This is a genomic window from Bdellovibrio bacteriovorus (assembly GCF_048286975.1).
Lineage (GTDB): Bacteria > Bdellovibrionota > Bdellovibrionia > Bdellovibrionales > Bdellovibrionaceae > Bdellovibrio > Bdellovibrio bacteriovorus_H.
Map to the genome: position 1 here is coordinate 1,689,659 of NZ_JBLVRT010000001.1, position 12,918 is coordinate 1,702,576.

Annotated in this window: 12 protein-coding genes; 9 read left to right on the forward strand and 3 right to left on the reverse strand. The window is 49.9% G+C overall.

What is annotated here, in order from left to right:
- Nucleotides 1-24 precede the first annotated feature (24 nt).
- From ACNQKP_RS08175 to ACNQKP_RS08185, 3 genes are read left to right on the forward strand one after another with little or no spacing between them, the layout of a single operon-like run.
- Entirely contained in the window at nucleotides 25-1,197 is a 1,173-nt protein-coding gene (locus ACNQKP_RS08175; RefSeq protein ID WP_417864035.1) for a hypothetical protein, read from the forward strand.
- A complete protein-coding gene (locus tag ACNQKP_RS08180; RefSeq protein WP_417864037.1) occupies nucleotides 1,194-2,603 on the forward strand; it encodes a vWA domain-containing protein in 1,410 nt (469 codons plus the stop codon). The genes ACNQKP_RS08175 and ACNQKP_RS08180 overlap by 4 nt, the downstream gene beginning before the upstream one ends.
- Nucleotides 2,593-3,816, forward strand: coding sequence for a hypothetical protein (locus tag ACNQKP_RS08185; RefSeq protein ID WP_417864038.1), 1,224 nt, complete (start codon nucleotides 2,593-2,595; stop codon nucleotides 3,814-3,816). Before ACNQKP_RS08180 ends, ACNQKP_RS08185 begins: the two co-directional genes overlap by 11 nt.
- On the opposite strand, the gene ACNQKP_RS08190 is transcribed toward ACNQKP_RS08185, so the two are convergent.
- Entirely contained in the window at nucleotides 3,813-4,244 is a 432-nt protein-coding gene (locus tag ACNQKP_RS08190) for a hypothetical protein (protein ID WP_417864039.1), read from the reverse strand. The two genes, ACNQKP_RS08185 and ACNQKP_RS08190, sit on opposite strands and share 4 nt — an antisense overlap.
- A gap of 156 nt (nucleotides 4,245-4,400) precedes the next feature.
- Here ACNQKP_RS08190 and ACNQKP_RS08195 point away from each other — a divergent pair, with 156 nt between their 5' ends.
- Both ACNQKP_RS08195 and ACNQKP_RS08200 read left to right on the forward strand, forming a co-directional pair.
- Entirely contained in the window at nucleotides 4,401-5,210 is an 810-nt protein-coding gene (locus ACNQKP_RS08195; RefSeq protein ID WP_417864040.1) for a motility protein A, read from the forward strand.
- Nucleotides 5,211-5,212: 2 nt separating this feature from the next.
- Complete coding sequence (locus tag ACNQKP_RS08200; protein ID WP_417864041.1) at nucleotides 5,213-6,172, forward strand: OmpA/MotB family protein; 960 nt, start codon at nucleotides 5,213-5,215, stop codon at nucleotides 6,170-6,172.
- Nucleotides 6,173-6,217: 45 nt separating this feature from the next.
- Here the strand turns inward: ACNQKP_RS08200 and ACNQKP_RS08205 are convergent, their stop codons facing one another.
- Nucleotides 6,218-6,835: a hypothetical protein gene (locus ACNQKP_RS08205; protein WP_417864042.1), complete on the reverse strand. Its 618-nt coding sequence runs from the start codon at nucleotides 6,833-6,835 to the stop codon at nucleotides 6,218-6,220.
- 75 nt (nucleotides 6,836-6,910) lie between these two features.
- Between ACNQKP_RS08205 and ACNQKP_RS08210 the strand changes: the two genes are divergently transcribed.
- The 4 genes from ACNQKP_RS08210 to ACNQKP_RS08225 are packed head-to-tail and all read left to right on the forward strand — an operon-like array spanning nucleotide 6,911 to nucleotide 11,104.
- Entirely contained in the window at nucleotides 6,911-7,810 is a 900-nt protein-coding gene (locus ACNQKP_RS08210) for a tetratricopeptide repeat protein (protein ID WP_417864044.1), read from the forward strand.
- On the forward strand, nucleotides 7,810-8,394 hold the full coding sequence (locus ACNQKP_RS08215; protein WP_011165389.1) for a hypothetical protein: 585 nt from the start codon (nucleotides 7,810-7,812) through the stop codon (nucleotides 8,392-8,394). The genes ACNQKP_RS08210 and ACNQKP_RS08215 overlap by 1 nt, the downstream gene beginning before the upstream one ends.
- On the forward strand, nucleotides 8,394-9,371 hold the full coding sequence (locus ACNQKP_RS08220; protein ID WP_417864045.1) for a hypothetical protein: 978 nt from the start codon (nucleotides 8,394-8,396) through the stop codon (nucleotides 9,369-9,371). Before ACNQKP_RS08215 ends, ACNQKP_RS08220 begins: the two co-directional genes overlap by 1 nt.
- A complete protein-coding gene (locus tag ACNQKP_RS08225) occupies nucleotides 9,368-11,104 on the forward strand; it encodes a FliG C-terminal domain-containing protein (protein WP_417864047.1) in 1,737 nt (578 codons plus the stop codon). Before ACNQKP_RS08220 ends, ACNQKP_RS08225 begins: the two co-directional genes overlap by 4 nt.
- On the opposite strand, the gene ACNQKP_RS08230 is transcribed toward ACNQKP_RS08225, so the two are convergent.
- Nucleotides 11,101-12,852 (reverse strand): SpoIIE family protein phosphatase, encoded by a 1,752-nt coding sequence (locus ACNQKP_RS08230; protein ID WP_417864049.1) that lies wholly within the window; start codon nucleotides 12,850-12,852, stop codon nucleotides 11,101-11,103. The two genes, ACNQKP_RS08225 and ACNQKP_RS08230, sit on opposite strands and share 4 nt — an antisense overlap.
- Nucleotides 12,853-12,918: the final 66 nt, after the last annotated feature.

The following is a 12,918-nucleotide window of genomic DNA, read 5'->3' on the forward strand; positions in this document are numbered from 1 at the left end:
AGAGAGGCCTCATAGAATTTATCTGTGAGGCTTCATCTTTTTTTCAGCATCTTTATTTTCGCCAATGTCTGCTTTGCCAGCATTATCAATCCGGATATTATCCGGAAGAACTCGGTACCCATCATCGGGGTTAATGATGATGTGGTGATCGTTGCATCAACACCGTTGGTTCGGGTCGGTGACCTGGTGGTCATTGCGCGTATCAAGGATGACGACATCGAAGTTATCTCCCGTGGATCTGTTGAGAATATGCAGGATGGAAAATTCCTGATTTTGCTGGATTCCAAAACCATCACCAAATTCCCGAAGGTTCGTGACCGCGTGGTCAGCCTGGCACGCCTCCAGGAAAAAAAGTATGATGAACCGGAAGTTCCTCCAACCGGGGGCCTTCAGCCTGACGAACCAGATCCTTACGAACAGGGTTATGTGCAACTGGATTTCGGCCCTTATCAGGGAAAGATCGAAAGTGCCTCACCCAATCAGGCCAACCGGTACAAAACGTTTGATTATAACTTTATGGACACGCATCTGATGTGGTACTTCGATTTCCTGTGGAGAATCGGCCTGGAATACCGCAGCTCTGGCGGCAGTGTTCCTGTAAAGTCCTACAATCGTGAGGAAAAAGAAACCACTTATCGTGAAAGCATGATCGCAATTCATTACCGCTTCCTGCCGATTTGGAAAGAATTGCGTCCGACCCTGAAGCTGGTGACGAAGTCCACGGATTTCAAAACCGCCAATGACGATGAATATGTTTTAAGCAGCACGGGTTCCGGTATGGGGCTGGGGGCGAACTTCCACTATCTGTTTGGTCCGAATGTGTTTAACTCCGAAAAGTCCTTTGACTGGAGCTTCAACCGGGTTTACTTCGACCTGACTTATTTTCCGTCCTATTCGATGAAAGACAGTGGAGTCACCCGGGGAGAAAGCTCCACGGGGACAGCGATGGAGATTTCCCTTGGGGCGACAACGCTGGTGCATATGGGCTTTATTCCTTTCTTTAAACGCTTTTCGGTGGATGTCAGCACAGGGATGAGTTCCAGTCAGGTGACGTTCTCGGGGGCGCCGACGAACGCGCCGGACGGCTTTTATAGTATTCCTGAAGGTGGCACCTATAAAGAAAGCCAGAACTTCATTCGAGTCATGATAGGTCTTCGCATGGAAGACTATGTCGGAAAGATGCTGAAACCCCGATGAAAAAGCTGATTCTGCTTGTCCTGACATTGTGTGCTTTTGTCTCCTCAGCGCAGGAGAAGGATGATCCTTCCGTGCCACAGGGGATGACTCAGTTAAAGGCGGAAGATCTTCTGGATAACATGGATTTTGATCCGTCCAAAGTTCCCGCCAATGCCGCTGGGGAAGTAAAGGCCGAAGACCTGCCATCAACGGCCATTCCTCTGGTGGAATACGTCATCGACAGCTCGGGTTCCATGGGGCAGTTGATGGGCCCGAAAAAAACCAAGATCTATGTTCTAAAAAAGCTTCTGGCCCGCTATCTGATGTCCCAGTGGACGGAAAAGACCAGCAGTGGACTGCGGGTGATCGGTTCGCGTCGCAAAAAGGATTGTAAGGACAATTATCTGGCGATTGAACCCGGACAAAGCAAGTTGGGCGCTATTGAAGGCATCGTGAAGGGCTTTGAACCGGTGGGAATGACTCCGATTGGGCAGGCTTTAAAGGATGCCTATAAGGATGTTGAACATTACAAGGGGCCGAAGCGAGTGGTTCTTTTCACCGACGGGGAAGAAACCTGCGGTCAGGATCCGTGCAAGATCGCCGCGGAACTTAGTGGCAAAGATGTGGATCTGAAATTCTTCGTCGTGGCTTTCGGTTTGCAGAACCAGCCGGACATTTTGAACAAATTGGCTTGTATTGGTGATATGAACCAGGCCGATGATGAACAAAAGCTGGAAGAGCTGTTCCAGGATCTGGACAAGCAGCTGAATCCGGGGAAGAACCTGTTTGTCAGCAGTCCCCAGCCCAATGCGACAGTGTTTTTGTTCCGGGCTGATTCCCCGAACGAGATCTATCGCAAATTCCATGCGTCCCAGGGTATTGAAGTTCCTCCGGGCAAGTACCTGGCTATCGTAAATCTGAAGCCCAAATACAAATTTTCAGAGTTCATCATCCCGCCGCAAAAAAAGGTGACGCTGAAAGTGGGCGGGCAGGGGTTCTTCCAGGCGAACTTTGTTGAAAAGCTGATGAAGATTGAGCTTTTGGATTCCAACCGCAAAGTAATCAAGCGCTTCACCAGTGATGTGCGTGTTCCGCTGCCAACGGGCAAGTGGGCGATTCGTCTTTACCGCGACCCATTCTTTGAAAAGACCCTGGAAAACTACCTGATTGTTCCCAATGCTGAGTACACTTATGATGTTCAGGAAGCTGGCGCCCTGGTGGTGGAAGATCCCAAGGTGCGGGGGATTTACGTTTATGACGGACGTTTTGCTCTATTGGGAAATCATCTGACGAATGTGCCGCTGGTATTGGGCAAGGGCGTCTATGAAGTCCGTGTGGATGAAAAATGCGTCTTCAAGGATGTGATCATGGGTTCAAACAGCGGACTTGTGAAGATGGATTGCAGCAAGGTGAAAAATGACAAATAAAAAAGCCATTCCGTTTTTTATCAAGGTCCCTGTGATTCTTGCGGTTGTGATTGCCATGGGGCTGATGCTCGCGGTGATTTTTGAAAACAGCAAGCCACATCCTGAACTTCCTGAGTGCGCGACGGTGAAGTCCGGCCGCTTTGAACAGACCTCCATGCTGGCGGCAATGGATCGTTTTGCAGATGGTGAATACCGCGCTCTGACCTTGAATACCAAGGGCGACACCTGGGTTGTGAATAAATTGGGTTTTACCCAGGACTTCACTCCCTATTTGGAGGCCAAGTCCACCATTGCCAATGCTATCTATCCTTTCGAAGAATCCAAATATTCTCTGGCAGCAACTTTTGGCAATATGGCTTTTGTGCGCACGGAAAGCGGGCGCACACTGCCGATCCGAATGGACGGCGACAATGCAACAATGCTGAATCAATTGGGTGTTTGTGGGCACAACTGGAATTCGGAAGTGATCTTCAGACGATTGAATCAAAACACGTTTGTTTCTTTGGAAGCCAACGGGCGTCTTGGCTTTTATAACAGTCAGGCCTGGCAAAGCGTGATTCCGCGGGAAGTCCCAAGATCTCCGGACACTTTGATGGGTGTTGAGTCCGGCAATATGCTGAGTGTCCTGCAATGCGGGCAGGCGTATTCCAATGGCAAAGCTCGTGTGCGCATCGAGCCGGGTGTGCTGGCTTATTCCAGCGGTGAGGGCAAAGACTTTGCCGTCTATAAAGTGGCTCCGGACCGTTTAAGTCTTGAAACACAAAGACTTTCCGTGGATGCCGGCACCAATCCTTTCTCGGATTTTGTGGTGGCACCTTATGAACAGATCGGATTTAAAACCAGTGGCTGGCTGGAGCGCGATGAAAAGTGGGCCTTCTATCCTTTGACTCACTTGCAAGGAGCGCCGGCGGCTTTGGCGGTTGAAACCGGTGAACCTCTGGATTATCGCGAAGAGTACAAAGTCTATGGAGAGCAGGAACCTCGCGCGGTCTGGTTTGCTGAAAGGAAAAGACCTTATAACCTTTTGAAAGAATACGGTCTGACCGTGGCAGCCCCGGCCGGGGAATCAAAGAAGTTTTCTGTGACAGACAAGGTGGCGGTGAAGGCGATGTCAGAGCGGGGATTGTGGACAGTGCTTCCAGGTGGCAGACATCTGTTTGTTGAAAACAGCAAGAGCGGGGTGGAATACGCGCTCTTGCAGTGTCCTCTCTAGAGGAAGTCCATATTGGCTTGATAGCTTTCGCGGTGGACATTTTTGGAAATGGCCACTTCCGGAGTGCGCTCTTGAGTTTCCCAGTAGGCGGCCTGTGGGCTGACTTTCGGAGCTGGAACCCCTTGAATCACTTTTTGAGCAAGGTATGTCAGTTGGGTTTTGGCGACATGCAGTTCATGGCGCATGGTTTTTTCAGATTCCAGGGATTTGTTCCATAGAACATAAATGCCTTGAACTTCGGCGCGTGCGCTCTGCAGATCGCGTTCCATCTCAAGCAGACGTTGGCCCAGTAGGTCTTTGTCGGCATTGGCTTTATCCAGTGCAGATTGCAGCTTTGTATTCTTCTGCATCTTGAAGTACTCCAAACTGATCAGAAGTCCCTCGATAGCAAAGATCACAAGACATGCACCAATAATAAGGCTCGTCATTCCACTCTCCCTGTTCCCTTCATTATATAGAATTGCGGAACAGGTAATTTAGTCTCAACTGCGGAACACCCCGAAATCTAAGCCTTGGTACAGTTTCGAGTATCTCTCGGGCCTCCGAAACGATGTTTGGACAATTGTATATATTCCGGAGGAACTATGAATATAGCGGGGCTTTTAGGTATTTTGGCTGCAGTCAGCATTGCAGTATTTTCAATCCTCGATGCGGCAAAGAATCCAAAGGTGTTCGCCGATGTGCACGGGATAGTGCTTGTTATTGGTGGTACTCTGACCGTGGCTCTGTTGAGCTTCAATTTCAAGAGTCTTTGGACCGCCCTGAAGATTGTCACTCGTAAAATGCTGGGGCGTGAGAGAGTCGACTATCTGGGGACCATCGGCACAATCGTGGAAATCTCTGAAGCCTATCGCCGTGACCCGAAATCTGTTTCTGCCTTGATGAAACCAGAGACTCATCCGTTCATCAAAGACGGAGTCAAGCTGTTGGTGGAATACGGTTTCAATTATGACGAGCTGGCGGATGTTTTGACAAATGCCCTGCGCGGTAAAAAGAAACGCGATGATGAAGAAATCAAAGTTTGGCATACGATGTCCCGTTTCCCTCCCGCATTCGGTCTGTTGGGTGCGACACTGGGGATGATCTCCCTGCTGCAAACCCTGGGTGAACCGGGCGCTCAGGATCGAATCGGTCCTGCGATGGCAACCGCACTGGTGGCGACTTTCTATGGTCTGGTTGTGGCCAACCTTGTCTTGATCCCGATTTCTGAAAAGCTTCAGACGGTTTCCAAGGCGGACGTGACTTTGCGTGAAATCATCAAAGAAGGCATCCTGCTTGTTCACGAAAAGAAGCATCCATTGTTTATCAAAGAATATCTGAAATCGTTCCTGTCTCCTGCTCAGCGCGAGGACGATGGTGCTTTGAAAGTGGATACAGCTAAGAAGGCGGCTTAATTATGGGAGAGCGTAATAAACGCAGCAGAGTGCATTTGGATGAGCATGAGCATGAAATGGCTCATGACGAATCCAACTGGCTTGTCAGTTACGCCGACATGATGACACTTCTTTTTGGATTCTTCGTTCTTATGTATTCGATGTCCCGCTTCGACAATACAAAGTTCGATCTGGTTCGTAAGGAAGTGGCAAAGTACTTCGGTGGTAATATCAAGGAAGTCAGTGCGGCCCTGTTGGCTGAACAAAAGATCATGAATATCCTTAAAGGTTCTGGCGACCTGAATGGCGTGGAGATCATCAAGGATGGCAATAACACACTGTTGTTGAAATTCGACGGCGAAGTGCTGTTTGATTCCGGAGCAGTCGAGGTGAAAGAAGCGGCAAAACCGAATCTGCGCCGAGTGGTCAGTGCTTTGCGCTCTATTGAAGGCGTGAACAAGATTGCGGTGGAAGGTCACACCGACAGTGATGCAATTCAAAGCGGTCTGGTGAAATCCAACTGGGAGTTGTCGTCTCTGCGAGCAAGCTCTGTGGTTCGCTATTTTGAGGAAAGTGGGGTCGACTCCAAACTGCTTTCAGCAGCTGGTTTCGGATCCAGTCATCCGCTGGCGCCGGAAGTGGACAAGGCAGGGGCGCCAATCCCGGCCAATAAAGTCCTGAATCGCCGCGTGGTCGTGGCTGTGACGCTGGACGATGCGGAAGCTGCTTACAAGCTTCAGCAGAAGCAGTTCTCAAAACAGCTGACGAAAGAAGAAGTCGAACATCAGCAGCGTGAAGCCAGCCTGCAGGAAAAAATGAAACAGGCCCAGGCCAGATTCGATGAAGCCCAGAAGCGCCACAAGGAGCAACAGGAGCAGCGTCGTAAACAGCAGCAACTGGATAAGTTACAACGAAAGATCCAGGATTTGGAAAACAAGGCTCAGAAGTTTGAGACCGATCTGAATTCTCCGGCGGCACAGTAATCCGCCAAAAAAGAAAAGCGGCCTTCATGGCCGCTTTTTTTATTTCTAGTAATAGGAAGTTGTGAAGGAAATCCCGAGACCCAGTCCCGAGTAGCTGAACTTTGTGCTGCCATCTCCGCCACTGGCCTCGCGAGTGGAAATCTCCACTGCAATCAGTGCATTAGGACGAATCGGGTACTCGTAGCCCACACCCAGCATGAATTCATATAAAAGCGCACTGAAAGAAAAACCGTCTCCGGCATTCGGTGTGGATTCTTTTTTATTCAGGTTGAAGTTCACGGGAGTGAAACTGGCAAAGGTAAAGAAGCCAGGCTTGGACTTCTGCACCAGTGTGTCGTCCGGTGTCGTTTCGTAAGAAGCCGGCAAACCCTTCAGATAGTAATAGCCAGTGAGCCCGATACCGGAAATAGGAGTGAAGCCGTAATTACTTGAGAAATCCATAATATAATGGATTCCCATACGGGAGTTGATGGAAGGAAAGTTCCATAGAACCATCGGCTGGAGCGTTAACATGGACCCCAAGGCCTCTTCGTTAACCTGTTCACCTGCGGATACAGTCGTACTGAACATGGACATCTTCGCGCGGATCACCGGCGCTTGAAATTCCGCATTCGCAAGATGGGGAACAGTTAGGAATAGGACTAAGGTTAGTAAGCTCTTCATAAAGTTGTTAATTTACGAGCTTACCTAGAAAATGTAGGAAGTCAACAGACCCCGAATCTAGGATGGATGGTGGTAATGAAAATCTTAACTGCAAGGCAACTTGGATTGTTGTCTGTAACTCTGGTGCCAGTGTTGCTTTCTGCATGCGCAGGCAAGTATTCAATCAAGTCCTATCCCAACGGCGCCAAAGTTTACATCAAGGACGTGCAAAGCCAGGAGAAAAAACTTCTGGGTATCGCACCTCTTCAGGTGAAAGAGGAATCAAAGCTCGGTGATGTGTTCTTCCTGATCTTTGAAAAGCAGAACTATCGCACCAAAGAAGTCATGGTCAAAGTCAACGAAGGTGAAAGCCTTGCGGTGGCGACTCGCATGGATCCTTTGTCCGACGAGGAAAAGAAGGCTGAAGAGCTGGCTCAGAATGAGGATCAAAAAAAGAACGATCCACAAAAGCCAAAGCCTGAAGACAAAGACAAAAAACCTGAAGATAAAAGAATGGAAGAGCTGCTGGCAGAAATGCAGGAGCTTAAGCTTCGTGTGGCGCTTCTGGAAAACACATCTTCATTCTACAAAGATGCGTTGTTCTCGCCACGTCTTTCCGGCGGCATGCCGACAGCAGAGCGTGATCGCACTGATCGCGTGGTTGGTTTTGTCTTCCAGGGTCAGCAGCTGATTGTAAAAGGGCAGTATGACAAAGCCCTGATTGAAATCGACAAAGCATTGCAGCTGGATGAATACTCCAACAATGCGTGGCTGCTGAAAGGTTCCATCAAATACCTGCAGAAGGACTTTGAGGGCGCGAAAATCGCCTGGGAACGCTGTTTGAAAATTGATCCTTACAATAAAGTGGCTTATCAGTATTTGTCCGACGTCTATCAGCGTCTGGGAATGGCCCCATTGCCAAAAACAGGGGCTGAAATGCGCTATCCGGCATCCAGCGTGGAAATCGAAAAGCGTAACGAAAACAGGGTTCGCTGATGAAGTTTCTTGGGGCACTGATCTTTCTATTCTTGTACGTTCCGGCTCATGCTGCTCTGACATCTGATTGGGATGTCAGCATGGGCATGACTTCTTTGAAGTATCAGTTCCCCAGTGCTGGTGTTGACAAGTCCATCGAATCTTCCACCACGATGGAAGTGAACTATTCAATCAACAACCCGGCGTTGAACACGGCTCTGACCTTATCTTTTATGGAGATGGCGGGTGGCGGAGGCAAACAGCTTCCTTTCACGCGCATCGCTTTGGGCGGGCGTTATTATATGTTCGGGGTGAACGGCATGCGCGTTGTGGTGGACAGTTCTTCGGAAGCAAAAATCTGGCGTCCGACTCCGTTTATTGCCGCCAACCTGGGTTTGAGCAATCTGGCGGTGGATGACTTTAATGCGTCTTTGATCGATTTGACCATCCGGGGTGGCGTTGAAATTCCGGTGATGTCTGATTTGCTGCTGATCGGGCAGGTGTCCATGGGCTCCAGTCTGACTGCCCCATCTTCAGAGGATGAAAACGTCAAATACAGCTTTATGACTCTTTTTGCGGGTCTTCGTTTTGTGGGGTTTGACTGATGTCTGATAAAAACACTAACAAAAAACGTGTGATCATGGGGGCTGTGCTGGTTGTCGGCGCAGCTTTGGGCTATGCGGGTTATCTGCAAAGCAAAAAGCCACAGGCTCGCCAGGCGGGAATCCGCTCGGGTCAGGGAACCTGGGATGAACTGAAGAAATCCCACTCGATGACGGTGAACACACATCTGTCCTCCAAAACCGGACAGGCCTGGAAAAAACATGACTTCGCAACACTGATGGCATCGTTTGGACCAGAACGCACCATGAAAGAAAACAAAGAGTTCTTCCAGGCCAGCATCTATGTGCTGGATGTTTCAAATATCCAGTGGAAACCCGAGGAAAAAAAGGACGTGCAGGCTCTGCAGTCTAAAATTGTGAAATTCCTGACTGAAACCGGTAAGGGCGTTGTCGGGGATGTGGCGCAGACTCACAGCTTTGCCGCGAAGGCGCTGTTGCGTTTGGGGACGCCCGCCGCCGAAGATTTGAAAACGATTGAGAACTTCCACAAATCCAATCGCGATGCTTTCCGTCGTGAAATTGTGGCGGATGTGCTGATTCAGACGGAACCTTTAAGCAGTGAAGGCCGTGCGTTGCTTGGTAAAATGCTGCTTTCAAAAACTGAAGTGAATGAAGGGCTGCAGATGCTGGCCCGTGTGCGTGACGGTGAGGCTCGCAAAGAGCTGCTGAACCGTGTTTATAAAAACTATGCGAACTACCCGGCGGCGATGAAGCCGTTTGTGTACAAACAACTGGTTCTGAATCATTCCCTGATTCAGGGCGACCTGAAAAAGCACCTGGCCGAGGCGGCCAAGAGCAAGGATGAAGTCTGGGAAGACAGTTTCCTTGTGGCTGTTCAGGAGCTGAACGTGGTGAGTGAATTCACCGCAGATATCCAAAGAATCGAAAAGCAGTCTCAGTATCCGCACCTGAAAATGCTGGCAGGTGCCATTCTCGCGAAAGATAAAGGGATCAAATGATGAAACGTTTTTCTGCATTTATTCTATCATTGATGTTTTCTCAGGTGTCCTTCGCCCAGTACATTGAAGAGATCGGATCTCTTGAAACAGTGTACGAAGCCCGCGCACGCAGTGTTTTGAACACGATTCTGCGTCCGACGGATTACACTCTGGTTGTGGCCATCGAAATGGACCGTGATGAAAAGAAGCTGAAAGAGTTCCACGACGAAATGGACGTTCAGTATCTGCCAGGTATGCCTTTGATGGGTGATGCCCCAACACTGGGTAAAGCCACCAATAAGCTTCACGAGATGAAGTCCAAAACAGACATTTCAGTGGTTTTGTCCCGCAATGTGAATCCTGAGACTGAAAAGGTCATCAAAGAACTCTTGACCTCCAAATTGCATCTGGATGCGACGGCGGGTGATTCTGTCACGGTGAAGCGCATTGAGCTTCCGGCAGATCCTCCAAAGGCCGAGCCAAAACCCGATATTCTGCCAGAGCTGACCTGGAAAATGTGGACTCTGATTGTGATCATGTCTTTGCTGGCTTTGTCCGGCCTGATGTTCTGGGCATGGAGACGCGGTCGTGCGCAGGATCCGCGCAAGGAGATGAAAGAGAACCACGAGTACAAACACACTGAAAAAGACCAGGATGGCGAAGAAAAGCCGGAAGAAGTTGTGGCCGCTGTGGCAGCAGAACCAGCCGTTGCCGCTGTGGTGGAGCCGCAGTTCAATATGGATGCGGTGAAACAGCACATTCTGGCGATTGCGGCTCAATACCCGCAACTGGCATCTCGTGCAGTGACTGAGTTCACCTTGAATGAATCCGCTGGCGATGCTTCATTGTTGATGGAGTTCCTGGGTTGGGACACTTCCAAACGCGTGTTCACAGATGTGCCGGCGATGGCCTGGGCTCGCCTGGGTAAAGCGGTGAAAGAGCGCGAAGGCAACACCACGAAATCTGAGTCTGAAACTGCGGTTCGCAATGTTTATAAGGCGATTCTGGCGGCTTATGTTGAGCATGAGATGTCCTCTGATGAAACAAATCCATTCTCATTCGTGCTGAAAATGCGTGAAGAAGAACGTCAGCAGATTCTGGACAAGGAAACTCCAGCCAATATCGCGGTTCTTTGCCTGCATTCCCCTGCGGAGGTGACTGCCGGGATTGTTGGTTCTTTGGATGCTGAAAAGCGTGTGAAGGTTCTGGCTGAAATTTCCCGCGTGGAAAAGCTGCCGCACAATGTGGTGCAGGCTGTGATTTCCTCTTTCAATCAAAAGCTGACCGAGATGCGCATGCGTCCGGAACCAAAAGTTGAAGGTGCGTCTGTTCTGGCAAAAGTCATCCGTGGTATGTCTCCGGAAGAAGAGATGGATCTGCTGGCTTTGTTTGCCAATGATAATCCGGAGGAGCTGGAGCGTTTGCGCCGTGTAATTCTGACGTTCGATGACCTGAAGCTGGTTCCTTCGGACATTCTGTCTGAGGTTCTGAACGGGTACGAAGTGGATTCCCTGTATGCGGCTTTGTTCAAGACTCATTCGGCCTTCTATAACCGCATCCTGGCGACATTGCCTGAAAGAAAAGCGATGATCGTTGAAAGAGACCTGACCGACATGGTCGCCATCCCGCAAAGAAAGAAAACCGCGGAAGTGCGCCGTGATATCTGTCAGCAGGTTGAAAAGGTGATGTACAGCCGCTCTCTAAGAGTTGGCGATCTGGTGGACGGCACCGTTCGGGCCGTTCGTTCTGTCTAAGTCTGTTTGATATACAGCCCGAGGAATGTGATGTCGTCGGGCTGTTCTTGATTTTCGATATACTCCACAATCTGTTTTTGCATGATATCGTGAAGGCTCTTTGATGAACCGCGGTTGGTACAATCCACAGCGGTCTTAATCACGGCGCGTTCGCCATAGGCTGTGCCGGTTCCGTTGACGGCATCAATCAGTCCATCCGTGTAAGCAAAGAACACCCCGCCAGGCATCAGCGGTACGGTGGCAGTGTGGAACTGCGATTCGCGGCTTTCACCAAGGCGTTTGGAGTTGGCATCAGTCAAAAACACCAGATCGTTCTTTTTGATCTTTTTGCCTTCAGGGGGCAGGGGGCTGATCATCGGGAAGTCATGACTGGCATTGGAGTAAGTCAATGTGCCGGCCTCCCGGTCATAAAGGGCGGCAAAGGCCGTCATCATCTTTTCGCCTTTGGCAAGATCACACAGAACCTGATTCATCATGCTCAGAACTTTCGAAGGGTCCCACATGTTTTCAGCCATCGACAAAGACAAGACTGAGCGGGCGGCGGCGGTGATCAGCGCCGCGGGAACTCCGTGGCCGGTGGCATCAGCAATAAATACGAACAGTCGTTTGTCGTCATTGAAGTGGAACCAAAGATCCCCACCGCACTCGGAAGCCGGCTGATAAAAGCCCTTCAGGGTGAAGTGATCGGTGTCGACTTTGGGTTTTGGCAGCAGAACGGTCTGGACTTCCTTGGCGGTTTCCAGTTCGGCTTCCATTCGGGCCTTTTCTTCGGTCTGGCGCAGCAGGCCCTGGATTTTTTCAAGCATCGAATTGAAGACCTTGGCCATGCGGCCCACTTCATCGTTGGATTTTAACTGGATAGGCTTGGATTGGCCGGTCGATGCGAACAGCGACATGCCTCCAGCCAGCACAGAAATACTCTGGGTCAGGGAATCCACACTGAAGAAGGTGGCGATCAGTCCCAGCACAATAATCAGGGCTGAAGCCAGCAGGGTTTTATTCATTGTCTGTTGCAGAACCGAATAGATTTGGCCTTTATCGAAAGCCTGGAACATATAAGCCTGCAGCTGTGGAAGCCAGGTGTAAGAAATCAGATAGTCATTACCATTCAAACGGACTTCACGCACACTGCTGCCCTGACCCGTCAACTGGGTGGTGATAGGGGAGTGAATGTCTGTTGCATTACTTAGACCGACAGGCACTTTCCATTGCTTCTTCTGCGGATGCCAAAAACCCAGGGTTTTTTTCTGATTGGCATCGTTCAAACCATCAAAGGTCAGCTGGCCGTAAATCAGCAGGTCCCCTTTGCGGTAGTACACGATCATGTTCTCGGGTCTGTCCAGATTGACGTCCGTTTGCACTTTGCCTTCAGGCATCTTTTGCAGATACTGCAACTGAGCTGCCGGCAGGCTTGGGGACTCAATCAAAGCATCCAGGAACGTGGCATTGCCTTCAATGGTGCGATAGATCTGAATATTGCCCCAGCCTTGTTGCTGAGCGGCTGTTTTGATCTGCGGACTGAAGGCGGCTCCGTCAAAAAAAAGCAGCGCGGTCTGCAGGCGTTCCATGACTTTGTTAGAGCCTTCATCGATGACTTCAGTGGCATCCTGGATTCGCTCCATCGCGGAGGAATAAAGATAAGATCGCTTGTCATCCAGAAAAGAGGTGCGGTTGATCCAAAAGATCGTGGCCGACGACAGAAGCAGCAACAAAGATGTAATCACTAGAAACTTAATCTTGATGGACATGGCTTTTATTTATCGGCGGATGTTCCCTTGGAGTTAATGAGGAGGCAGTGGGCTGACTGGACCTAG